The sequence below is a fragment of the Dapis brunnea BLCC-M229 genome (assembly GCF_050015995.1).
Lineage (GTDB): Bacteria > Cyanobacteriota > Cyanobacteriia > Cyanobacteriales > Microcoleaceae > Trichodesmium.
In genome coordinates, this window is sequence record NZ_JBNHEP010000227.1 from 64,278 (window position 1) to 87,993 (window position 23,716).

The 23,716-nt window shown below is 35.3% G+C and carries 18 protein-coding genes and 1 rRNA gene; 13 read left to right on the forward strand and 6 right to left on the reverse strand.

What is annotated here, in order from left to right; genetic code table 11:
• The first annotated feature begins 411 nt into the window (after window positions 1–411).
• From ACP6PM_RS26225 to ACP6PM_RS26240, 4 genes are all read left to right on the forward strand, one after another.
• Window positions 412–1,014 (forward strand): PEP-CTERM sorting domain-containing protein, encoded by a 603-nt coding sequence (locus ACP6PM_RS26225; RefSeq protein WP_426589841.1) that lies wholly within the window; start codon window positions 412–414, stop codon window positions 1,012–1,014.
• A 171-nt stretch (window positions 1,015–1,185) separates the two neighbouring features.
• Complete coding sequence (locus ACP6PM_RS26230; protein WP_426589842.1) at window positions 1,186–2,895, forward strand: NAD(P)/FAD-dependent oxidoreductase; 1,710 nt, start codon at window positions 1,186–1,188, stop codon at window positions 2,893–2,895.
• 842 nt (window positions 2,896–3,737) lie between these two features.
• Window positions 3,738–4,766 (forward strand): C39 family peptidase, encoded by a 1,029-nt coding sequence (locus tag ACP6PM_RS26235; RefSeq protein ID WP_426589843.1) that lies wholly within the window; start codon window positions 3,738–3,740, stop codon window positions 4,764–4,766.
• Between the two features lie 454 nt (window positions 4,767–5,220).
• On the forward strand, window positions 5,221–5,847 hold the full coding sequence (locus tag ACP6PM_RS26240) for a PEP-CTERM sorting domain-containing protein (protein WP_426589844.1): 627 nt from the start codon (window positions 5,221–5,223) through the stop codon (window positions 5,845–5,847).
• Window positions 5,848–6,423: 576 nt separating this feature from the next.
• On the opposite strand, the gene nadC is transcribed toward ACP6PM_RS26240, so the two are convergent.
• The 5 genes from nadC to sufR form a co-directional block, all read right to left on the reverse strand.
• Window positions 6,424–7,287: a carboxylating nicotinate-nucleotide diphosphorylase gene (gene nadC / locus ACP6PM_RS26245; RefSeq protein ID WP_426589845.1), complete on the reverse strand. Its 864-nt coding sequence runs from the start codon at window positions 7,285–7,287 to the stop codon at window positions 6,424–6,426.
• Between the two features lie 344 nt (window positions 7,288–7,631).
• Complete coding sequence (locus tag ACP6PM_RS26250; protein ID WP_426589846.1) at window positions 7,632–8,021, reverse strand: tellurite resistance TerB family protein; 390 nt, start codon at window positions 8,019–8,021, stop codon at window positions 7,632–7,634.
• 568 nt (window positions 8,022–8,589) lie between these two features.
• Window positions 8,590–8,706: ribosomal RNA gene (gene rrf, locus ACP6PM_RS26255) — 5S ribosomal RNA — on the reverse strand.
• A 251-nt stretch (window positions 8,707–8,957) separates the two neighbouring features.
• Window positions 8,958–9,329 carry a hypothetical protein gene (locus tag ACP6PM_RS26260; RefSeq protein WP_426589847.1) on the reverse strand — a complete coding sequence of 124 codons (372 nt, stop codon included), beginning with the start codon at window positions 9,327–9,329 and terminating at the stop codon, window positions 8,958–8,960.
• Window positions 9,330–9,403: 74 nt separating this feature from the next.
• Window positions 9,404–10,090: an iron-sulfur cluster biosynthesis transcriptional regulator SufR gene (gene sufR / locus ACP6PM_RS26265; RefSeq protein ID WP_426589848.1), complete on the reverse strand. Its 687-nt coding sequence runs from the start codon at window positions 10,088–10,090 to the stop codon at window positions 9,404–9,406.
• Between the two features lie 284 nt (window positions 10,091–10,374).
• Between sufR and sufB the strand changes: the two genes are divergently transcribed.
• From sufB to ACP6PM_RS26290, 5 genes are all read left to right on the forward strand, one after another.
• Window positions 10,375–11,811 (forward strand): Fe-S cluster assembly protein SufB, encoded by a 1,437-nt coding sequence (gene sufB, locus ACP6PM_RS26270; protein ID WP_426589849.1) that lies wholly within the window; start codon window positions 10,375–10,377, stop codon window positions 11,809–11,811.
• 498 nt (window positions 11,812–12,309) lie between these two features.
• Window positions 12,310–13,092: a Fe-S cluster assembly ATPase SufC gene (sufC, locus tag ACP6PM_RS26275; RefSeq protein WP_426589850.1), complete on the forward strand. Its 783-nt coding sequence runs from the start codon at window positions 12,310–12,312 to the stop codon at window positions 13,090–13,092.
• A gap of 217 nt (window positions 13,093–13,309) precedes the next feature.
• Window positions 13,310–14,671, forward strand: a complete 1,362-nt coding sequence (sufD, locus tag ACP6PM_RS26280; RefSeq protein ID WP_426589851.1) for a Fe-S cluster assembly protein SufD — start codon at window positions 13,310–13,312, stop codon at window positions 14,669–14,671.
• A 591-nt stretch (window positions 14,672–15,262) separates the two neighbouring features.
• A complete protein-coding gene (locus tag ACP6PM_RS26285) occupies window positions 15,263–16,525 on the forward strand; it encodes a SufS family cysteine desulfurase (protein ID WP_426589852.1) in 1,263 nt (420 codons plus the stop codon).
• 469 nt (window positions 16,526–16,994) lie between these two features.
• Window positions 16,995–17,372, forward strand: coding sequence for a DUF4177 domain-containing protein (locus tag ACP6PM_RS26290; RefSeq protein ID WP_426589853.1), 378 nt, complete (start codon window positions 16,995–16,997; stop codon window positions 17,370–17,372).
• A gap of 359 nt (window positions 17,373–17,731) precedes the next feature.
• On the opposite strand, the gene ACP6PM_RS26295 is transcribed toward ACP6PM_RS26290, so the two are convergent.
• Window positions 17,732–18,205: a hypothetical protein gene (locus tag ACP6PM_RS26295; RefSeq protein WP_426589854.1), complete on the reverse strand. Its 474-nt coding sequence runs from the start codon at window positions 18,203–18,205 to the stop codon at window positions 17,732–17,734.
• 620 nt (window positions 18,206–18,825) lie between these two features.
• Between ACP6PM_RS26295 and ACP6PM_RS26300 the strand changes: the two genes are divergently transcribed.
• The 4 genes from ACP6PM_RS26300 to cobJ all read left to right on the forward strand — a co-directional run bounded on the left by ACP6PM_RS26300 (window position 18,826) and on the right by cobJ (window position 23,648).
• Complete coding sequence (locus ACP6PM_RS26300) at window positions 18,826–19,023, forward strand: hypothetical protein (RefSeq protein WP_426589855.1); 198 nt, start codon at window positions 18,826–18,828, stop codon at window positions 19,021–19,023.
• A gap of 145 nt (window positions 19,024–19,168) precedes the next feature.
• Window positions 19,169–19,777, forward strand: a complete 609-nt coding sequence (locus ACP6PM_RS26305; RefSeq protein WP_426589856.1) for a cytochrome b/b6 domain-containing protein — start codon at window positions 19,169–19,171, stop codon at window positions 19,775–19,777.
• 924 nt (window positions 19,778–20,701) lie between these two features.
• Window positions 20,702–21,337: a PEP-CTERM sorting domain-containing protein gene (locus tag ACP6PM_RS26310; protein ID WP_426589857.1), complete on the forward strand. Its 636-nt coding sequence runs from the start codon at window positions 20,702–20,704 to the stop codon at window positions 21,335–21,337.
• A gap of 274 nt (window positions 21,338–21,611) precedes the next feature.
• Complete coding sequence (cobJ, locus tag ACP6PM_RS26315) at window positions 21,612–23,648, forward strand: precorrin-3B C(17)-methyltransferase (protein WP_426589858.1); 2,037 nt, start codon at window positions 21,612–21,614, stop codon at window positions 23,646–23,648.
• Window positions 23,649–23,716 lie beyond the last annotated feature (68 nt).

The following is a 23,716-nucleotide window of genomic DNA, read 5'->3' on the forward strand; positions in this document are numbered from 1 at the left end:
GAAGCAATCTCATGGATTTAAGAGATTGCTTCCTATCGTCGCAATGACTATTGTTCAACCGGATTTGATATTACTGAATATTTCAAGCTTGCCACTGCTTTTTCTGTTTCTAGATTTTGACATTTTTCATTTTACACTCTTGTTTTTGACGATCCGGGAGAAAACGGAGATCATATCAAATCTTCATTATTTGCTTTGGCAGATATAGACACCTCATACCCTGATATCATAATTAATTTCACTGATTTTAACCACTAAAAACACTATCGTTATTTTTAAAGATTCTGTAAAATTACGCAGAAGGTATTGCAGAAATATTTTAGGCAGGTTTAAATAGAAGTATAGAAAACGAACAAAAGGTTAAAGCGCTTACTCGGCTATACCTAAATGTACACAATAGGAGATTTAATCATGTTGAAAAAATTATCAATCGCTGCTGCTAGTGCAACAATTGCTACTTTAACTGCTGTTTCTGGTGCTGATGCTGCTAGTTTTTCTTATACTGGTTCTGGAGGTAATTTCCCACCAACTTTAACAACTTCTATCACTGTCACAGACGATATCACCATTGATGATCTATCTTTAGACCTAAATGATTTTCAGCATACTTGGGGTGGTGATGTAGTTGCCACTTTAAGTTTTGATGATGGTTTTGATTCAGTTACATCTTTAGTAATTAGTAATCCTTTGGGTGGGGTTGCCTCTGGTAATTTTGATTTTAACGGCGATTATACCTTTGCTGATGGAGGTAATGCTCTTCCAGCTATAAATCCTATACCTGAGGGTACTTATGCTCCTGTAGATAGTTTTATAGACACCTTTGGTGGTCTTAATGCAAAAGGAACTTGGACTCTTGAATTATCAGATTCATTGGAGGCTGCCGATGATGGCTCCTTAGGTAGTTGGGATATTAATATTGCCTCAACTCCTGAACCAGTTTCCTTGTTTGCTTTATTCGGAATAGGTGCTTTAGGTGCTACTTCCCTCAAACGTAAACAAAAAGAAGAAAAGTAGGTTCACAGGTCTAATTTCTGGCAAACCTACGTCAATTTTAAAACCTAAGTCAATTATAGCTTCAAATATTTGTTTGTGAGGGTGACATTTAAAAAACAGTTATACACAGAATATGTATGGACATAACTTACTTATGTCCATACATCAGTATGAATTACAAGCATAACAATCATGTCCAATAAAAATTACGATGTGGCAATTATTGGTGGTGGACCCGCAGGTAGTACCACTGGAACATTACTCAAAAAATATAACCCTAATTTAAAAGTATTAATTTTAGAAAAAGCCAAATTTCCCCGCGATCATGTAGGAGAAAGCCAACTGCCTCAAATTAGTTCTATTCTGGAAGAAATGGGGTGTTGGGATAAAGTAGAAGCTGCTAATTTTCCCATCAAAATTGGAGCCACTTATCGTTGGGGAAAAACTTCTCAACTGTGGGATTTTGATTTTCTCGCAGCAACAGAATTTCAAAATGAACCCCGCCCAGCTAAATACAAAGGACAACGCCAACAAACAGCTTTTCAAGTCGATCGCTCAGTATATGACACTATTCTTTTAGATCATGCTCAAGATAATGGTTGCGAAGTCAGACAAGAAACAGCAGTTACCAAAGTAGATGTAGATCTAGAAACAGACAAAATTAAAAGTTTACATTTAAGTAATGGAGAACAAATTACTGCTCGTTATTATATTGACGCTTCAGGACATATTGGTGTTTTAAGAAGGGTATTAGGAGTAGAAACAACAATTCCCACGAGATTACAAAATATTGCGATTTGGGACTACTGGACAAATGCAGAATGGGCTGATGAAATTGGCGTAGGGGGTACAAGAGTTCAAGTTATGAGTTTAGCTCATGGTTGGATTTGGTTTATTCCTCTTGGTCCGACTCGTACAAGTATTGGTTTTATTTGTCCTGCACAACATTACAAAAAACTCAAAAAACGACCAGAAGATATTTATCAAGAAGCACTCAAAAGTGAACCTCGTATTAGTGAATTAATTGCTAATGCTACTAGCAGAGGTAAGATTGAAACAACAAAAGATTGGTCTTTTCTCTCAGAAAGGTTAGTAGGAGAAAATTGGTTTTTAGTAGGAGAGTCAGCAGGTTTTGCCGATCCGATTTTAGCTGCGGGTATGACTTTAACTCATGTGAGTGCAAAGGAAGCAGCTTATACTATTTTAGAACTAGAACAAGAAAAACATGATCCTACTTGGTTAAAACACCATTACGAAGATAACCAAAAGCGACGTATCAAACAACATATTCGTTTTGCAGATTATTGGTATGCTGCTAATGGTCAGTTTAGCGACTTACAAAAACACTGTAGAGATATTGCTAAAGACGCAGGACTAAAATTAACCCCAGAACAAGCTTTTCGCTGGTTATCTCAAGGCGGTTTTACCAATGATGTTTTAGGTCAAGCAGGTGTTGGTGGTCTCGATCTAACTGGTACAAAACAAATTATGCAAAGATTTGCCCAAAAAGATTCATCTTGGGAAATTAGCGGTTACAACATCTTTAAACTAAATCTTGAAGGTGCAAAACAAGAAGATTTACCTGTATATAATAATGGTCGTATTGAGAAGATAAAATCTTATGTTAAGGATGAACAAAGACTACCATTAACAGGTTTTTATGCAGCATTAGTGAAAATATTAGAACGTACTTCTGATATTCAACAAATATCAGCCTTATTAAAAAAATCCTTAACTTCTCAATATTCACCCCAACACGCTCAAGTTGCTTTTAATCATGCCTTACAGTGCTTAGAAGTAATGCTTTCTGAAGGGTGGGTAACAGCAAAAATAGACAAGAAAAAACCCAAATTACAACTTTCTACTCCTACAGAAGGAGCTTTAATTCATACTCATTCTTAGTAATCTCAAGAGTATGTAGCAGATTCGGGATTAATGTGGTAAAATTAATGGGGTAAATATTTTTTGCTTGTTCGAGACCCTACTGCCCATCTTCGGTAGGACTGAGGGACGTTGTATGCAACGTCCCTACCTATTTTCATCAATATATGTACTCCGTGTCTGTTAGACATCTGGTGATAATCAAAAATAAAATCAATCCCATACGCAAAAATTATCAATTACTCCCCTCCTGGAAGGGGTTAGGGGTGGGTTAAGTGTTCCCAGTTAAGTGTTCCCTCTTTTCCGGAGAGGTCTGTTGAAAACTACTGTATCTATAAAAAAATCAAATATTTCTGATTGAGGAAGTCCATCCAAAAATATTACCGAATAATTAAGGTTTAAAGCCTCTCCTAATTAGGAGAAACAAGCGGTCGTTTGCGGAGCATGACCTAGGATGGGATGGCGAGGTCTCCCGCTCTTGACAGAGCCGCTTTTCATGTCGCGCAGCGTTTCATGTCGGCTCTTAGCCGAAAACGCCATATCCAATCGACCAAGAGAAGAAAAAATTTTCATGATTAGTCAATCCTATCCGTTTTCAAGAAGAGGTAATTGTTAATTATTAATTATTAATTATTAATTATTAATTATTAATTGTTGAAGGTCTGTCTCCCAATCTTTATGTTTAGGCCAGAAATTCCTTGCTCTCCAACTTCGGGAGGTCTCTAGAAGTAACGACTTCCCTTTGTCATCCCCCGCTCCTGACTCCTGACTTTTTAGCCCAAGTGTCCCATCTCCCAGTTGAGTCTAGAGCCAGAGTGTACTATGCTGCTGATTAGCTATTTCCTAGTTATCATTAACCTAGCATGGAACTTAAAGACTTTCTGGGGACAGATCTTAAATACGACGTAAAAACCCTCGCCGATGATGAACACCTGACTCGTGAGATTCAGGCCATACTTATTGACCTAAATATGCTTAACCCTCCAGTAGATGGCATATTTGGCCCATTAACCACAGCAGCACTTCATCGGTTTCAAGTTAATCAAAAAAGTGGTGAAGCTGGATATTTAGGAGAAAAAACTATCAAAAAATTGTTCGAGGCAATAGAAGCAAATATTCCCGCAGCTCCAATCATCTTAAAAACTAAAAAGGATACTATTCTTAAATCTAGACCGCTTCAATCTTCTCAATTAACTGATTCAGAAAAACATCATATCCCTGCTAATCAAGAGTTTGAACTTTTAGCTTACGCTCCAGTGAGAAACCACTTTCGGATTGCTTTTCGTAACCATAAACACAACAGTTTAGGAGTTTGGTATATCCATGAAAAAAACATTGAAATTTATGAAAATAATCAAGTTGTACATCCCAAGCACAAACCAGAAAATATCAGAATACAAGTTCCGTACAAACCAAAACTAGACAATTGGTATAATCCCACAGGCTTATGTAATATTACTTCAATTGCTTCATGTTTAGAATTTTTAGAGGTGAATCGTAGGTCAAATTATGGTGAGTTTGAAGACGAGCTTTATGACTATGCTTTAAGTCAAGGTTACAGTCGTCATAATCCATATCATTTAGTTAAAATTATTAGAGATTATGGATGTCAAGATACTTTTAAAACTAATGCCACAATTGAAGAAGTTCAAGACTCCCTAATAGGAGGAAATCCTGTAGCTATACATAGTTATTTTACTTCTTTTGGTCATCTAATTGTTGGTGTTGGTTTTGATAATGAAGGATTATTTATCCATGACCCTTATGGCGAATGGTTTTCTACTGGATATCGTACTGACTTAAGTGGTGCTTATCTACATTATTCTTATAGATTAATCCGTAATGTTTGTATGCCAGATGGTAATTTTTGGGTACATTTTATTTCAAAATAGAAGCGATCGCGACTGGGTCAAAGTAGACGATTTGGAGAGTATTTTCTTAGGAAAGCAGTCTTAATGTATTAGAGGTTGCTTCCTTATCGATCGCAATGACAACTATTCAACCAAACTGGATATGATGCCCCTAATTTTAACCTTGAAAAACAACCATTGGCAAAATTAAAGATTATTCAAAGTTGAGGATATTAATTAAACTTTTATTGTATCACTCCCTGTTTTCCTGGATAAATCACCCAATCTTACTTCATCAAAATTTCATAATTGCTATTACTGTACTTATAACCTCAAAGGCTTATTTAGTAATTGATTGTAGTAATTTTAAATGCTAAAAACACTTTCTTCATTTTTAAAGATTCTGTAAAGTTTAGCCAGAAGAAGTTGCGAAAATTTCGGGGCAGGAATAAGCTAAATGTCGTAGGCAATAAAGTTTTCCAAGGAAATTTATATTATGCTCAAGAAGTTTTCAATAGCTGCTGCTGGTGTAACAATGATTAGCTTTCAAACTATCCCCGCTCATGCAGCACAATTCAATTTTACTTTTGATGATATTATTGATAATAATTTAGCAGAACCTTTTGTAGGCAGTGGGGTACTCAGCTTTGACGGCGATGCTGAGGTTGGAACATATACACTAGATAGTTTGAGCAATCTTGATATGAATTTCAGCTTTGATGATGGTTCCTCTTTTGATATAGGAGATCTAAGAACAAATTTATCTCTTGCTGGAATTTCAATCTTCGATTTGGGAGCAGGTGAACTTGGTCTAGTTTTCACGGGTTTTAATGGCCTTATTGTTGGTGGCTCTATTGATTTTCAGAATGACTTTGATACTTTGTTGACGTTTGAACCTACAGGTTCTATAGATAATCCTATTGGTTGCTGTGGTGGTGATGGGGTTACTAACCTATATGCTAACTTATTACCTGATGGAAATTCTTTTGAAACTTCTTTCTTTGGCAGTTATACTGCTGTTTCTTCGGTAAGCACTCCTGAACCTGCTTCTTTATTAGGTTTTTTGGGAATAAGTATTCTAGGTGCTAGTTCCCTCAAGCGCAATCAAAAAGAAGAAGTGTAGGTTCACAGGTCTAATTTCTGGCGAACCTACTTCACTTTTAAAACCTAACTACATTATACCTTCAAATATTCCATTCTAAAGAGATGCACCTAAAAAAAAGCTTAGGGAGCATCTCTTTAATTTTTCATCTAATATTCTGTTATTCTGTGTAGCAAAACAATTGTCATTGCTGTCTTCAGCACAACTGAATTTTCAAATAATCAGAAATGGTTAGTAGTAAACAAGTAACAATTTTTATAGCTTACCGAATAATTAAGGTTTAAAGCCTCTCCTAATTAGGAGAAACAAGCGGTCGTTTGCTGAGCATGACCTAGGATGGGATGGCGAGGTCTCCCGCTCTGAAAGAAAAGAGCCGCTCCGAAGTACGCCATATCCAATCGACCAACAGAAGAAAAAATTTTCATGATTAGTCAATCCTATCCATTTTCAAGAAGAGGTAATTATTAATTATTAATTGTTAATTATTAATTGTTTAAAGTAGATTCGGTGATTAATATGGTAGAACTGATGGGATAAATATTTTTTGCTTTTTCCCTATCCTACTGCTCATCTTCCCTACTCCCTACTCCCTACTTCCTACTCCCTAACTTTCATACTTAAATCTAACCAAGTTGACCGAGTAATAGGAGCGCTTGTAGAAATATAATCTACTCCTGTTTCGGCAACATTTCTAATAGTTTCGAGGGTAATATTTCCCGAAGCTTCAATTTTAATCCGACTATTATTTTGCCGAATCATTTTAACTGCTTGCTCCATCACTTCAACAGACATATTATCGAGCATAATAATATCTGTTTGATACTCCAAAGCAGTCTCTACTTCTAGTAATGTTTCTGTTTCTACTTCAATAGTTAAAGGATAAGGTATTGTTTCTCTGACTTTAGCGATCGCTTCCCCAATACCTCCAGCAGCAGCAATATGATTATCTTTAATCATCACTGCATCATCCAGACCCATGCGATGATTTTTTGCCCCACCAACTTGAGTGGCATATTTTTCTAATATTCTCAGACCAGGTGTTGTTTTCCGAGTATCAACCAGTTGCGCTTCCAGATCGGCAATTTTGTCTGCATATCTACGAGTCATAGTTGCTATCCCACTCAGACGCATTCCCAGATTTAAGGCCACCCTCTCCCCAGTTAGTAAACTATCTAAAGGCCCATTTAATTTCGCAATTATTGTTCCCTTCTCGCACCATTCTCCCTCTGCAACAATGGGTAAAAAATTTACCTTTTCATCCAGAAGTTGAAATACCCTAGCTGCAATGGGTAATCCTGCAATGACTCCTGGTTCCTTTACTAACCAATGGCCTTTTCCTAGAATCACCTCATCTCCTACAAATAGGCCAGAAGTTGTGCGATCGCCCCTGCCAATATCTTCTAGCAGCCAATCTTTTAATAAATTGTCTAATATTATTTTTGGAGGTATAACTGCTTTCATAGTTTTGCCTGTTTCCTATATCAATAAATCGAATAAAATTCTGCAAAAATAATTATTTTGTACGTTACCTATATTTCTAATCCTTGAATATAGTAATCATATTTCAGTTGTGAAATTTTAGTGATAATTAGAAGTCAGGAGTCAGAAGATAAAAGAATTTTGATTTTTTTTAATTGTTCTTAAATTCTCTCAAAATCAGGAATGATTGCTATATTTAATATTGAATATAAGGTGTGAATTAAAATATACCTCAAAATTCTGAGACACTTAGATTTTTTTGAGCCACTCTTTTACTAGAATCAACTAGCGTGAGTTACAATTCTAAATTACAAAATCTGCCTCAATTAATCAATTTTACTTGTCTCTATCAATGCTTTCCGCGTTCTATTCATACTTTCTTCCATATCAACTAAACCATTTAAGGCTAATAGAATATCATCAGAGACTCTTAAAAGTTTAGCTGCTTTTTTGACAGCCATTTGTTCTTGATATGCAAATTCTAAATCAGCTTTAGACATTTTTATTGCATGATAAACTAACGCTCTGCCAACATTAAAAGGTACATCAGCTTTATTAATATTAGGAATTAGTTCTTCCAAATTAGAATTTTTGTAGTCAAAAGTTCTATATGCTTCAAGAATGTATTCTGGTATATTCAGGGAACGTTGGTGATTTATTAACCAATTCATTTCTGCTTGGCTAACTTCTCCGTCAGCTCCAGCAATAATCAGCAAGGCATAGCCATAGTAAAGAGTAGCTATTTCCTTAGCATTAGATCAACCATATGCATCTTGAAAAAATGTCGGAAATTCAACTTTTTTTTCAAATAAATTGTTCATAGTTGTTGGTAATTACAATTAATTTACGTCAGATTTATTTTTCGGGCTAGTTGGAATTCAATATTAATTTTTCAGTCTTAATAATATTTATATTCTGACTCTTCCTGATATTTTTTATATCATAAATAACTAGATTAAATTTCTATTTAACTTAGATTTCAGATACAGCAGATTCGGTGACTAATGTAGTACAACTAACAATCTAAATATTTTCTAGGACCTAGGGAATTCGATGTAACATCCCTACCTACTCCTATTAATCATCAATAAATATAATTTTTTTTGGTCTCATACTATGGCCTGATCAGTATCAGTTATAGGGCTTTTCATTAACGTAGAATACAGAGATTTTGGCTTAAAGGCAGAAGTTTTGTAGTCAACATTCTGTTTCCTGGTTTCCTTTTCAATTCACCAAAAAACAAAGGTTCTCTAGTATCGTTGAGAGAACCTTTGTTTATATTTAACCTGGCATCGTGCTATTTTACCGGGCAGCTACCCACCGAGTATCTTCGCCACTCTAGCGTTTCACTTCCGAGTTCGGGATGGATCGGAGTGGTTCCACTACGTCATAGACACCAGGAAAAGCTAATAATTAGTTAGATTAATTATATTTGCCTTTAACTCTTTAGGTCATTAGGCGCTTTCTTTTCCTTACATTTATTACTATATATACCTTTTCTATAAATGTCAACCCCCTTAGCAAAATTTTTTTTCCGCCCCAAACTTTCGGCTCAAATAGACGATTTTTTCTAAACTACCCAATCTAAAAAAGCGTCTATCTCCTAATCATTCGTATATCCGTGCCAAAAATCCTTGTCTAGCCTTCCTGCTTTACTCAACTTTGCCTTTTTTCTCAAACCATTCAACCACTTGTTGGACTTTTAAATCCTGAAGTGGTATGGCAGATTCTTGAGCAACCTGCTTTAAAGGAGACAACGAGGCCATCACCAATCTAGTAAAGAAGTTCCCAAAATTAGCGTCTATATCTAAATTTGGCTTCAGATTTTCATCGTTTTTAATCCAAATTTTCACTTGTTCGGCAGGTATTTCCTCTAGAGTCAAACCTGTTTCAGCTGCTATTTGCCTTAAACACCTCAAAGAATAAATTGCCAATCGCGTTGAAAACTTATCCTTGGAAGTTAGGAGCGCTCCATCAACTTGAGCAGACTCCTCTAGCGTTAAAAATTCCATAGATTGTTGCATATTAACTTTTGATTTTATCTTTTTTTTGACTGACAAGAAAATTTATACAACCCTGATAAATATATTTTTGTTTTTTATTTTCTAGTAATTAAATAACCACAACGATGTTCTCCATTAACAATCCAATGAGTTCTCTCCACAGTACAATCATGCAGTACAGCACCAAACATCTCTAACTCATGGCCACAAACACTGGGGAAAGATTCGGCCACATTAGATATGGCACAGTTGTGTTCTATCAATATATACCCTTCAACTTCCTCTGAAGTTGAATCACTTTTGAATTTTTGATTTTGAGTTTTGACTTGTTCATTAGGATACCACTCTGCCATGTAACCCTCAGCTTTGCGGAGTTCCACTAAATTGGCCACACGCTCCTGCACTGAACCTGTTCCCAGTAGTTGGCGATAGTGCATTGCCTTACGTTGCCATTGTTCATGCAGCACTTGTGTGAGTTGGTCATATCCCATAGTTTCTGCCAAGGTATCCAGAAAAGAAACAGCGAACCGATCGTAACTGTGGGGAAAGCGATCGCGTCCCTGAGTTGTCAGTTCATAGATATGTTGTGGCCTTCCCATTCCTGTTGCTACTGATTTGTATGTAATTAGTCCTTCTCCTTCTAAGTCCTTCAAATGGCGACGTATAGCTTGGGGGCTAATTTCTAGGGACTCAGCTAATTCCAAGGCAGTAGCTTGAGTTCGCTTCATCAAATGTTGCAGGATTTCTTGTTTGGTTGAATTTTGTTGAGTCGTTTCCATCATTGTCAGTTATCAGTTATTAATTATCAGTTATCAGTACCTCCGACTGTATTGGGAGACTTGAAATACTGAATTGAATATTTTTTTCATCCCCTTTAAAGGGACAGAAGACCTTATTTATTGGCCAAAAAAATTTTTTTAAATTGGACTTTGACAATATCACTGTTGTTAATGTAACCTAAAATAGACTTAAGCAACAAATAAGTTGTTTAAATCAAAAAGGCCACTAAAGCCTATCTCTTTTAATTGCTAAGTAAGTAAATATAACTAACTAGGAAATAAGTACAATGACTGCTAAAGTAACAACCTTAGTCAATCAACCTTATAAATATGGTTTTGTCACTGATATCGAATCAGACACCATTCCTCGCGGACTCAGCGAAGATATAGTTCGTTTGATATCTGCTAAAAAGAATGAACCAGAGTTTATGCTCAACTTTCGTCTCAAAGCATATAAAAAGTGGCTGGAAATGAAAGAACCAGTTTGGGCCCAGGTTGACTATCCACAAATAGACTACCAGAATATAATTTACTATTCAGCGCCAAAAGTTCAAGACAAGAAGAAAAGTCTAGACGAAGTAGACCCTACTTTGTTAGATACTTTTGAGAAACTTGGCATTCCTCTATCAGAGCAGAAACGTCTAAGTAATGTTGCGGTTGATGCTGTATTTGATAGTGTTTCTGTCGCTACTACTTTTAAAGAAAAGCTTGCTGAAGAAGGAGTAATTTTCTGTTCTATTTCTGAAGCAGTAAAAGAATATCCAGAATTAGTGGAAAAATATCTGGGTAGTGTCGTACCAGTGGGGGATAATTTTTTTGCTGCTCTAAATTCTGCTGTATTTAGTGATGGGTCTTTTGTTTTTATTCCTAAAGGTGTACAATGTCCGATGGATTTATCTACCTACTTTAGGATCAATAATGGCGACTCTGGTCAGTTTGAGCGGACTTTAATTGTAGCAGAGGAGGGTAGTTCAGTAACATATTTGGAAGGTTGCACTGCTCCTATGTTCGACACTAACCAACTTCACGCTGCTGTAGTTGAACTTGTTACTCTCGACAACGCTGATATTAAATATTCGACTGTGCAAAACTGGTTTGCAGGGGATGAAAATGGTAAAGGTGGTATCTATAATTTTGTGACTAAGCGCGGTTTGTGCAAGGGAGTAAATTCTAAAATTTCCTGGACGCAGGTAGAAACTGGTTCAGCTATTACCTGGAAATATCCTAGTTGTGTATTAGTTGGTGACAACTCAGTGGGAGAATTTTATTCAGTTGCTCTAACTAATAATAAACAACAAGCAGATACAGGTACAAAAATGGTACATATTGGCAAAAATACTCGCAGTACAATTATTTCTAAGGGTATTTCTGCTGGAAACTCTGCTAATAGTTACCGTGGTTTGGTGAAAATGGGATCTGGTGCAAAGGGAGCGCGGAACTATTCTCAATGTGACTCAATGTTAATAGGCGATCGCGCTCAAGCAAATACTTTTCCCTATATTCAAGTAGACAATAATACTGCTAAGGTTGAGCATGAAGCTTCTACTTCTAAAATAGGAGAAGACCAACTTTTCTATTTTACTCAAAGAGGTATTTCTGCTGAAGATGCAGTCTCTATGATTATTAGTGGTTTCTGTAAGGATGTATTTAATGAATTACCGATGGAATTTGCTGCGGAAGCTGATAAATTATTGAGTTTGAAATTAGAAGGAACAGTGGGATAATGGATAATGGATAATGGATAATTGATAATTAATCCTCAGAGGTTTTAAACCTCTCATTTTAGTGCATAATGCATAACTAGAGAGAGATGGTTTTCATTATTTATTATTCATTATAAATTAATAAAATTTCTGTACTTGCTTCAATCTTATCGTTTTTAATCAGAGGTAATTAATAATTGATAATTAGCCTAAAAATGTAGGTTGGCTAGAAAGGAAGTGAAACCCAACAGCGGGCTTATTATTGCCATACTTTATAAACATCTTTCTTAATAAGGGATAGGTTATTAAGTAGTTATGCAAAATTAATTACACATACTTTCAAGCTGAAAAGCATATATTCCTGTGATTTAGGAATAAAATTAGGTAATTAATTTTACCTAGGTATTTTTGTTGTTGGGTTACCCTTACGGGAAGCAAGCTACGGTTCCTCAACCCAACCTACACTTATTAAACCATTTGACTTAATGAAAATTATTCAGAACTGTTTCAGAGGTAAACATGATTAAAGAAAATAGTGAAGTTATATTATCTGTTAAAAACTTAACAGCTAATGTAGAAGGAAAAGAGATTCTCAAAGGTTTGAATCTAGAAATTAAGGCTGGAGAAATTCATGCCATTATGGGTCCGAATGGTTCCGGCAAAAGTACCTTTTCTAAAGTATTGGCAGGTCATCCTGCTTACGAAGTTACAGGTGGAGAAGTAACATTTTTAGGCAAAAATTTATTAGAGATGGAGCCAGAAGAACGTTCATTAAATGGCGTTTTCTTGGCATTTCAATATCCTCTAGAAATTCCTGGAGTGAGCAACTTAGATTTTTTGCGAGTTGCTTATAATACGAAACAAAAACATCAAGGATTAGAAGAATTAGATGCTTTTGATTTTGACGATTTGGTACGGGATAAATTAGATATTGTCAAGATGAAACCAGAATTTTTAGACCGCAGTTTAAATGAAGGTTTTTCTGGTGGGGAAAAAAAGCGAAACGAAATCTTACAAATGGCATTGCTAGAACCAAAATTAGCAATTTTAGATGAGACAGACTCAGGGTTAGATATTGATGCTTTGAGGATAGTAGCAAACGGAGTAAATCAATTAGCAAATGAATCAAATTCTCTGTTAGTAATTACTCACTATCAACGTTTATTAAACTATATTGTGCCAGACTTTGTTCATGTTACCGAAGGTGGTAGAATTATTAAAACTGGTACAAAAGAACTAGCATTAGAACTAGAAGAAAAAGGTTACGATGATGTAATTGAAGCAGCACAAATAGGGGCTTAAATAATTAATAATTAACAATTAATAATTAATAATTACCTCTTCTGATTTCTTAGAAATAAGCAGAAACCGTGAATTGTTTCCCCCTACTCCCTACTCGCGAAGCAAAGGGTGCAGACATTTTTCAATCCTAAAACCCCTTGAAAGTCTACTTTTCCCTATTCCCTGTTCCCTGTTCCCTGTTCCCTGTTCCCTAATTTTGATAATTGGTATAAAAATTATGCAAGTGTCCGTAAAACCAGAGGTATCTTATTTAGAAAAATTACTCGAAGAATCTTGTAAAAGAGTTTCTTCAACTGTACCGCGGGAATTTCCTCTAGATCCAAAAATGGCAGCTTGGTTACAACAAGTACGCGATCGCGCAGCAACCTGGGTGCGTGAGTTAGCTTTTCCGACTAAGCGAGATGAAGAATGGAAGTTTACTGACTTATCTGCAATGATGAAGTTAGGTTTCCAAGCACCTGCTCCAGTAAACTTGGATGCTTTGAATATCGCTCCATTTATTTTACCGGAAGTAGCAAATAGTCGGTTGGTATTTGTCAATGGGGTATTTGCACCTAAGTTATCATCGGTGACAGATATAGAAAATAGGGTATTTGTGGGTAACTTGGGGCAGTTACCGAGCGAATATCAAGACCGCATCGGAGATTATTTGGGGCAACAACAGGGGAGCAAAGAAGTATTTACATCCTTAAATACTGCTGGTTTAACTGATGCAGCAGTAGTATGGTTGCCAAAAAATCAGGTGGTAGAAAAACCAATACATCTATTATTTATTGCTACTCAGACGGAAGTTCCCATATTGACTCAGCGTCGTTGTTTGGTAGTAGCGGAAAGTAATAGTAGTGCGAAAATAGTTGAGCATTGCGTGACAGCAGAAGTAATTTGTCCAGAAGCACCAATTTCTCATCCCTATCTGACAAATACTGTTACAGAAATATGGGTAGAGGAAAATGCAGAAATTAATCATACCAGGGTGCAACGAGATGCAGGAGCAGCATTTCATATTGGCAAAACAGCGATCGCTCAAGCTAAAAATAGTCGTTATACCTGTAATGCTATTCATCTAGGAGGAAGGTTATCTCGTCATAATTTAGAAGTTGCTCAAATGGGTGAGGGAACGGAAACTAATCTTTATGGTTTGGCATTTATTGGCAACGAGCAAGAAGCGGATACTCACAGCAGCATTATTTTGAATCATCCCAATGGTGTGACTGACCAACTTTATAAATGCATTGTTGACAATAAAGCGCATTCTGTATTTAATGGCAAAGTCTATGTTTCTCAAACTGCTCAGTTGACAAATGCTGCTCAGTTAAATCGTAATTTATTACTTTCTTCTGGTGGAAGAGTTGATACAAAACCTCAGTTAGAAATTATTGCTGATAATGTTCAATGTTCTCATGGAGCAACTGTTAGTCAGTTAGATGATGATGAGGTATTTTATTTACAGAGTCGAGGTTTGAGTCAAGAAGCAAGTCGCAACTTATTAATTGATGCTTTTGCCGCAGAAATTATTAACAAGTTGCCCTTACCTTCTTTAGAACACATTTTAAAACAATGTGTCGCTTGTAAAGTTTAAAAGAAGGAGGAAGGAAGAAGGAAGAAGATGAATTAAAAAGTTGATTTAGACTTATGTCATGGAAAAAGATAATCTGGGAAAATTCACAGGAGTATTTCTAGTCAAAATCTAGTAGATGAGAAATATCAGGAAAGTAGACCTTTGATTTTTCAACTAGACAAAATATCTAAATTTGAGAATTCTGCCTTTTTGTCTTTTACCATCTGGGAAAATTCACAGGAGTATTTCTAGTCAAAATCTAGTAGATGAGAAATATCAGGAAAGTAGACCTTTGATTTTTCAACTAGACAAAATATCTAAATTTGAGAATTCTGCCTTTTTGTCTTTTACCATCTGGGAAAATTCACAGGAGTATTTCTAGTTAAAATCTAGTAGTAGACCTTTGATTTTTCAACTAGACAAAATATCTAATTTGAGAATTCTGCCTCTTACAATTTCTTTCCCTGGTAATAGAAAAAGAAAAACTTGCAAAAATGACCAAAAAATCAGCTCTCAAACTTCCCCTTTCAAGGGGATAAAAAAGAAAATTCTGATTTGCTTCACCTCCCTATTATTGGAGGTACTAATAACTAATAACTCATAACTGAAAAGATGACTATTATTCAAGAAAGAACTTTAGCAGATAAAGTACGAGAAGATTTTCCGATTTTAAATCAGGAAATAAATGGTAAACCACTGGTTTATTTAGATAATGCTGCGACTTCCCAAAAACCCCTAGCAGTTATCAATGCTTGGCAAGAATATTACCTCAAATATAATTCCAATGTGCATCGTGGTATTCATACCTTAAGCACAAAAGCAACAGATGCTTATGAAGGAGCAAGAGATAAAGTAGCTGCTTTTGTAAATGCGGCATCTCGGAATGAAATTATTTATACTCGCAATGCTAGTGAAGCTATTAATTTAGTTGCTTATTCTTGGGGTTTAAATAACCTCAAATTAGGAGACGAAATAATTGTCTCAGTCATGGAACATCATAGTAATTTTGTTCCTTGGCAAATGATTGCCCAAAAAACTGGAGCAGTTTTAAAATTTGTCGAATTGACTGAAACGGGAGAATTTAATTTTGAACAATATAAAACTCTGGTTTCAGACAAAACAAAATTAGTAGCAGTTGCCCATATTTCTAACGTTTTAGGTTGTATTAACCCAGTCAAAGAAATTTGCTCAATCGCTCATCAAAATGGAGCTAAAGTATTAATAGATGCTTGCCAAAGTGTACCTCATTGTGTAGTAGATGTGCAAGAAATAGATTGTGATTGGTTAGTAGGTTCCGGTCATAAAATGTGCGGTCCAACTGGCATAGGTTTTCTCTATGGAAAATTGGAATTACTAGAGGAAATGCCACCATTTTTAGGAGGTGGTGAAATGATTTCCGAGGTATTTATTGACCATTCCACTTATGCAGAATTACCTCATAAATTTGAAGCAGGAACACCAGCGATAGGGGAAGCGATCGCTCTTGGTGCAGCAGTAGATTATTTGACAAATATAGGTATGGAAAAAATCCATAACTATGAAGCAGAATTAACTACTTATTTATTTGAGAAATTAGATCAAATTCCTCAAGTTAATATTTACGGACCTCAACCAAATATTCATGGTGAAGTTAGAGCAGGATTAGCATCTTTTACGGTAGAAAATATTCATCCGAATGATTTATCAACAATGTTAGATGAAGCAGGGGTAGCGATTCGTTCCGGTCATCATTGTGCTCAACCTTTGCATCAATATTTAAAGATTTCATCCACAGCAAGGGCAAGTTTATATTTCTATAATACTCGTGATGATATTGATGCTTTTATTGTTGCTTTGAAAGATACGATAGAATTTTTTAGGAGCATTATGGGTTAAAGAAAAATTTGGGTTTAATACTTAAGAAAAGCAAGAGGGACTCGGTAGAATGTAATTAATTTTGTGTACCTGCTGAATTATACATAATCCGAATGAAAAGTCGTCATTGCGATGACAGGAAGGAATCTCAGGGGTTGCGAGAGATTGCTTCCTTCCACTCCGTTCCACTCGCAATGACTTACAATAACTAATTATCGGGATTTGATATTACGTCTACCTAATTAGATGTTGGGTTTTGTACCTCAATCCAACCTACAAAAATGTAATTAATTTTGTGTACTTGCTGAATTATACCTATCTAATTATATGTTGGGTTTCATACCTCAACCCAACCTACAAAAATGTAATTAATTTTGTGTACTTGCTGAATTATGCCTATCTAATTATATGTTGGGTTTCATACCTCAACCCAACCTACAAAAGTGAGTAAAATTATAAAATTTTTTCCAAGTATATAGAGGCTATATGTATGAGAGAGTGGAATCTAAATAAACTTATAGTTATTAACTTAATTGTTTTGAATGTTGCGATTATTTTCCTAGCAGTAGCATTAATTTTTTCACCCAATCAAACTTTAGCAACTTCTATCCCTAAACCTCAAGGAAAAACAGAGTCAAAAATTGAATTTATAAATTCAGAAAAGTTAAGTCAGGGTAGGGGGATAAAATATGAGTATAAAGTTGAATATCAATTTGGTTTTCCTCAAAGCGAGGAAGAAAGAGACAACTATACAAAAGCTTTAAATGAAGCTGGAAAAGATGGATGGGAATTAAGTCAAACTGACGTTGTTTTTAATCCTACTAACGGACAAGGGTTGTATATTTTGATTTTTCAAAGACAGAAATAAGTATAAGTAGGTAGGCAAAAAAATTTCTAAAATGCTATATACCCACATCTGAGGAAAACTTAAACTTTATACCACAGAGCATTATAATAAGTTATACAAAAATTTTCGTTTGTAGTAGGGCTTTAGCCCGAAGTATAGATATTACTCAAGCCCTACTAAGAAGCTCTAATTATAACTATTCAACTGGACATGATATAGTTCCTAATTTAGTCACAGCAATAATTTTACTTTTGACCAAAAAAGCAGGTCTCAAACCTCCCCTATTAGAGGATGAAAAAAAATCTTATTCAGTATTTCAATCCCGATGTTTCAGTCAGAGGTACTGATAACTGATAACTGAAATGACTTCAGCTATAATTCTATTTTTGTGCTACAACCTCAATGATTTCTGTATCCATAATCATTTTGCTATTACTAACTAAATCTTCGTGTTTATTAGTATTCAGAGTAACAGTGATTTTATTGCTACCTGGTTCTAAACTTCCCAGATAATACCAATTGCCATAAATTCTAGTTATTTTTTTGTCATTGATATATAAATGAGCATGACCTTCATTAGGGTTACTACTTTGGTTCACTGTTTCCGGGGCTAACTTAAAGTTAGTTAGTTTTAACTCTAAATTCCATCCTTTCATGGTATCTTGATAAACAAATAAATCTACTTCAGGAACTGGTTTTCCTGTGGGAATTTCTATCTTTTTATGACTATGATTCATGTGACTGTGAGATTTATCAGCAACTAAATAATTAGTCGAAGAATTGACTGTGGAAGCAATTCCTAATCCAGCGGTTAAAATTAGTATTGTGGATGTTAGCTTGAATATTTTCTTCATCTTTGTTTTTTCTATGGTTTATTATTAGTCCGCATATTATATAGAAGAATAGTAAAAATATCAAAAGACAAACTGTCATAGTTATCAATTGAAAATTTAATAATTTATTATAAATAATGGTTGTAAATCAAAACAAGTGTCGGGTAAGTAAGCAAGTTATTCCAACTTCAAGGCAGAAATAGGTTAAGACTATTTTCTCTATATTAAAGAGGGGTCAAAACAAATAAAATTGTTGGGCATCTAACGTAAGAATCAGCCGTACCAGAAGATATAGCAGAAAAAGTTTTTATACCATGTCACGATAATTACTGATACATACTTATTTATCCTGATACATTCCTTTCTTCTATCTCCTGACTCCTCTTATAACTGTTTAACTGGAAATGATATAGCGTTTTTCAGTCTAATGAGGTACATATATTTTTATGTTGTATTCTATTCCCTATTCCCTAAAACCAAAGAATTTTGTACCTCACCAGCATGGGAATTACTATATTAATTTTGCCAGGTTTATAAAAGGCTTCTATAATGTCGAGAAGTGAGTTTTTTATAATGAAGTTAAGAGTACCAATAGAAAATAAAATCAGGTAAAATAAAAGTAGTTAAAAAAGGAGTGTGATATGGATAGGGAACAAATTAAGCGTATTTATGAGCAAGTAGCATCGAAAATAATTTACGATAGAATCGAAAATCGTGAATCATATTTGGTATTTGAAAGAAAACTATTGCAAGCATATAGAAATAGTGAAGAGGCTAGCAGAAAATACTATGAATTAGAAATGCTAATCAGAGAGTCCAGTAAATCTACTGTAAAATAGAAGTATGTGTTTTTTGCTGATTATGATAATCTATTCACCAATTTATATTAGTAATTGGTGATTTTTTTTCCAATAAGATGAGGGAAAATGTCAAAAAAAAGCTGTCATACTGTAAAATTGAAGATAAAAAGAATAGAAAAAATTTATGCCAAAAACTCAACCCTATCAACCTTTTTTGCTCCGTTTATTTCACAGTATTAATGCTTTATTGGTAATCGCTTCTGTAATTACAGGGTTTTTGGTTTACGATAGTTGGGATGGTAGATTTGGCAAAGTCGGTTTGACTATCAAAAACCGTAGTTTAATAGATATCCATGGAACTTTTGCTTTTGCTTTATTCTTTGTATTTTTGGGATTTATTATAGTTAGCATTAAACTCGGCAGAAGCCGTTTAGTAAAATCAGATGATTGGCAAAAATTGACAAATAACGTAGGCAAAAATATTTGGTGGTATAGACTGCATCGCGTAGTCAATACCACAATTTTATTCTCAGCAATACTATCAATAGCTTCAGGGAAATTTCAAAATGAAAATTGGTTGCCTAATGGTGAAATATATCATTTTTGGTACTCCCTACATCTGATAGGTTGGCTAATCATATTATTCGCGATCGCTACTCACTTATTAATGAGTGCTAAAGTAGGTGGATATCGTCTAATTTTATCCATGTTTAATGCAAAATATCTGCCCCAAGAAAGTCCGAAATTATGGCCAGAAAAAATTATGGCTTGGTTAAAACACCCGAGATGGTAAGTCAACAATTAATAATTACATCTTCTGCAATAGAAGGATTGGGTTAAAATAATTTTTTTCTTATCTTGGTCGATTAGATATAGTTAGGTAACTAATCCATCTCTTGATAGCTTTTCTTCCATGAATGGAGAGACTTTATACTTTGATTTTTCGGTAATCTAAAAATCAGACATAATTATGAAGATATTAATATTAATACAGCGGATTTTATCTAATACTATGGGCAGTTTGTGTTGCAACCAACACTAAAATGACAACACCTCTGTTAAAAAGAAGCTAAGACTCTTAATCTATAATTTTTGATATTTTGAATATGTTTTCTCAAAGTTTCTAGCTTGTATTATGGTAACTAAGAATAACTCGGTTGAAATGCGACTTGACCAATTTCTCCTCTAGGTAGAATTTGAATTCTAAATACCATTCCCAATACCTAAAACACCTAAAAAATGAATTTAATTGGCCAAGAATTCCAACCAATAGCAGCGATCGCCACAACTCCTACAGCAGCAAAATTATTAGAACCTATTTTTCAAACATTGGGGACAACTTTGTAAATACCAGAGTCTTGCCAAAAAATGGTAAACTTTTCTTCTCACATCTAGGTTTACACTGAGTCTCTGAAAAATAATCTTAACTATTTAGCCAAGCTTTGTAGTGCTATTATTTTTTGTCTTCCTAATAGTAAAGTTGTAAAGTGTAACAGCTTAACATTAATATTTGAAATCTGGAAACTGAAATTAAGTAATACAAAATGAATAAAATTTGCATAATTATACTTAGTATAAATACAGTATAAATACATATTTTTAAAGATTTGGTAAGGTTTATTGATACCCCATTGATAGACCCTTTTACAATAGAATAAATTGTAACTAAGCTTAAAGTTAAATAATTTTACAAATAACAGGAAATTAACAAAATATATTGCCAACTAAACTACTAACAACTGCTGCTGCTGCTACTACAGCGATCGCTACTACTCTATCTTTTGCCTCTGCTGCACAAGCAATCAGTTTAGATTTGAGTAGTTCTGCCACCGGATTAAACTTAGGTTCTACAGGGATAACATACGATGTATCTATTGGTGGAGGCACCGGAACTATAGATGGTAATTTTTCCGGTGGTGGTGGTAGTAGTGTAACTGTTACATTCAGCGAAGCCATTGATTTGCTTGTAACTGCTCCTGATGTAAGTTTACCTTTTAATGATTCAACGGATCGAGCAAATCTACTTGTTAGTCCTAGTAGTAGTATTTCCGTATTAGATCTTGAAAATGAACTTGCTCTACTTACTCCAGTAACCTCTAATCTTAGCTGGACATACTCCCCTGTGTATCCTAATCCTGAAGGACGACCATTAAATCAGGAGTGGTCTCTCAGTGCTTTAGATACTGAAACTTTCACATTTTCTATTAACACTTCCAACGGTTCCCACACTATTGCTAAATTTGATGCTGTAGCTACAGTCAGCCCAGAAGAAACTCCTGAACCTACCTCAATTATCGGCCTCTTCGCCCTTGGCACATTTGGCGTTCTCAACCGTAAAGGCAAGAGAAGCTAACAGAGTATAGTGTATTTGTAGTGGTATTTTTAGTTCATCATGTTTTTAAACAGTTTGTGTTGCAACCAACACTAAAATGACAACACCTCTGTTGAAAAAAAGCTAAAACTCTTAATCTATAATTTTTGCTCTTTTGAATATGTTTTCTCAACATCCCTACCTTCTTTTATAGGAGGTGGGTTAACTGCGTTGAATTTATGCGACTTGACCAATTTCTCCTATAGATATAACTTTAGTTATAAATACCATTCTCAATACCTAAAATACCTGAAACATGAATTTAATTGGCCAAGAATTTCAACCAATAGCAGCGATCGCCACAACTCCTACAGCAGCAAAATTATTGCAACCTATTTGTCAAACATTGGGAGCAACTCTATGGATACCGGAGTCTTGTCAAAAAACAGTAAACCTCTCTCTTAACACTCAGGTTTACACTGACTCTCTGAAAAATCATCTGCCAAATATTTGGCAAAACTATTGCGCAATAGTTTTTTGTCTTGCTAGCGGTGCAGTAGTCCGTTTAATTTCTCCACTTTTGCAAGATAAATATCGCGATCCGGCAGTAGTTGTTGTCGATGAAGCAGGTAAATTTGCCATTAGTTTATGTAGCGGACATCAGGGAGGTGCCGATAAACTAACCAATATACTCGCTCCACTCCTGAATGCTACCCCAGTTATCACAGGAGCATCTCATAATTTAGAATTACCTGGTATAGATATTTTAGGTAAACCTTATGGTTGGCAACCTGGGGAAGGTGACTGGAATAAAGTTAGTGGAGTCGTTGCCAGAGGAGAAACTGTACAAGTGCTTCAGGAAGTAGGTTCGACATTGTGGCAAAAGCATCTACCAGATCAACATCCATTTTACTTTGAATTTCCAGAAATAGGCGAACCATCCCCTACCCCCAAAGCAAGAATTTGGATTAGTTTTACTCAAAGAAAGTTTTCGCCAGATTCAGATTTACCAAAAGTGCAGTGGCACCCGCGAGTTTTGTGGGTAGGGGTTGGTTGCGAAAGAGGAACTTCCAAAAAATTAATTGCCAGTGGTATCGAGCAAGTGTTTCGCGCTCATCATTTAGCAGAACAAGCGATCGCTGGTATTGCCACTATTAATATTAAAGCTGATGAAATAGGATTAGTAGAATTTTGTCAGGAACGAAATTTACCTTTACGGACATTTCCAGGGGAGTTATTAAACTGTGTTGAAGTTCCTAATCCTTCTAAGATTGTTGCAGCCGAAGTGGGAACTTCTAGTGTTGCTGAAGCAGCAGCAATTTTAGGAACAAAACAGGAGCAAGACAAGGATTTTCACGGATGGCAAGACACAGATTCTCACGGATGTACGGATGATTCGTTTTCTTTACTTCAACAGGGAGAAAAACAAGACCAAGACACAGATTTTCCCGGATGTAATGATGATTCCTTACCTCAACTTCAACAGGAAGAAAATATCTTAAAATTATCCACAAATTTATTAGTTAGTAAACAAATATTCCGCCTCGAAGGTGAACCAGGAGCAATGACTATTGCTGTTGCTTTAGCTGAAAAAGAATATACAGGCAGAACTGGAAAATTATTATTAATTGGCACCGGTCCTGGTCAACTAGACCAGATGACATCCGCAGCTAAAACTGCCGTTAGTTATGCAGATGTTGTGATTGGTTATTCTCTTTATATTGACTTGATTCAACCATTATTAAATCCAGGTCAAATAGTCGAAAAAATGCCAATTACTCAAGAAAGACAACGAGCAGAAAGAGCAATTGAATTAGCAAACTTTGGTTTAACTGTGGCAGTAGTTTCTTCTGGAGACTGTGGAATTTATGGCATGGCAGGATTAGTTTTAGAACAGCTTCGAGCAAAAGGTTGGGATGGGAAAATTCCGGCAGTAGAAATATTTCCAGGAGTTAGTGCTTTACAGTCCGCTGCATCGAGAGTTGGTGCGCCTTTGATGCACGATTTTTGTGCTATTAGTTTGAGCGATTTATTAACACCTTGGGAGGTAATAGAAAAACGTTTGATTGCTGCTGCAATGGCAGATTTTGTCGTAGCAATTTATAACCCTAAATCTCAGAATAGAACCGAGCAATTAGTTAAGGCTGTGAATATTTTTTTAGAGTATCGTCAACCGGAAAATCCAGTAGCAGTTGTTCGGGCAGCTTATCGAGAAAATGAAGAAATTACTTTGACAAGTTTGGGGGAATTATTAGAAGTTTCAGTTGATATGTTGACTGTAATTTTAATTGGTAATCAATCTACAGGAACTTATAATAATTGGATAATTACACCAAGAGGTTATTTAGGGTAATTTCAGTTATCAGTTATCAGTTATCAGTAGCTTGTGGAATAAGGAGGCTTGAAATACAGAATCTTCTT

Bases quoted from the DNA above. Each gene is read 5' to 3' on its own strand.
- sufC (WP_426589850.1), top strand. From the start codon at position 12,310: ATGATTAAAGAAAATAGTGAAGTTATATTATCTGTTAAAAACTTAACA.
- ACP6PM_RS26285 (WP_426589852.1), top strand. From the start codon at position 15,263: ATGACTATTATTCAAGAAAGAACTTTAGCAGATAAAGTACGAGAAGAT.
- cobJ (WP_426589858.1), top strand. From the start codon at position 21,612: ATGAATTTAATTGGCCAAGAATTTCAACCAATAGCAGCGATCGCCACA.
- sufD (WP_426589851.1), top strand. From the start codon at position 13,310: ATGCAAGTGTCCGTAAAACCAGAGGTATCTTATTTAGAAAAATTACTC.
- ACP6PM_RS26305 (WP_426589856.1), top strand. From the start codon at position 19,169: ATGCCAAAAACTCAACCCTATCAACCTTTTTTGCTCCGTTTATTTCAC.
- nadC (WP_426589845.1), bottom strand. From the start codon at position 7,287: ATGAAAGCAGTTATACCTCCAAAAATAATATTAGACAATTTATTAAAA.
- ACP6PM_RS26300 (WP_426589855.1), top strand. From the start codon at position 18,826: ATGGATAGGGAACAAATTAAGCGTATTTATGAGCAAGTAGCATCGAAA.
- ACP6PM_RS26295 (WP_426589854.1), bottom strand. From the start codon at position 18,205: ATGAAGAAAATATTCAAGCTAACATCCACAATACTAATTTTAACCGCT.
- sufR (WP_426589848.1), bottom strand. From the start codon at position 10,090: ATGATGGAAACGACTCAACAAAATTCAACCAAACAAGAAATCCTGCAA.
- ACP6PM_RS26260 (WP_426589847.1), bottom strand. From the start codon at position 9,329: ATGCAACAATCTATGGAATTTTTAACGCTAGAGGAGTCTGCTCAAGTT.
- ACP6PM_RS26230 (WP_426589842.1), top strand. From the start codon at position 1,186: ATGTCCAATAAAAATTACGATGTGGCAATTATTGGTGGTGGACCCGCA.
- ACP6PM_RS26290 (WP_426589853.1), top strand. From the start codon at position 16,995: ATGAGAGAGTGGAATCTAAATAAACTTATAGTTATTAACTTAATTGTT.
- sufB (WP_426589849.1), top strand. From the start codon at position 10,375: ATGACTGCTAAAGTAACAACCTTAGTCAATCAACCTTATAAATATGGT.
- ACP6PM_RS26235 (WP_426589843.1), top strand. From the start codon at position 3,738: ATGGAACTTAAAGACTTTCTGGGGACAGATCTTAAATACGACGTAAAA.
- ACP6PM_RS26240 (WP_426589844.1), top strand. From the start codon at position 5,221: ATGCTCAAGAAGTTTTCAATAGCTGCTGCTGGTGTAACAATGATTAGC.
- ACP6PM_RS26225 (WP_426589841.1), top strand. From the start codon at position 412: ATGTTGAAAAAATTATCAATCGCTGCTGCTAGTGCAACAATTGCTACT.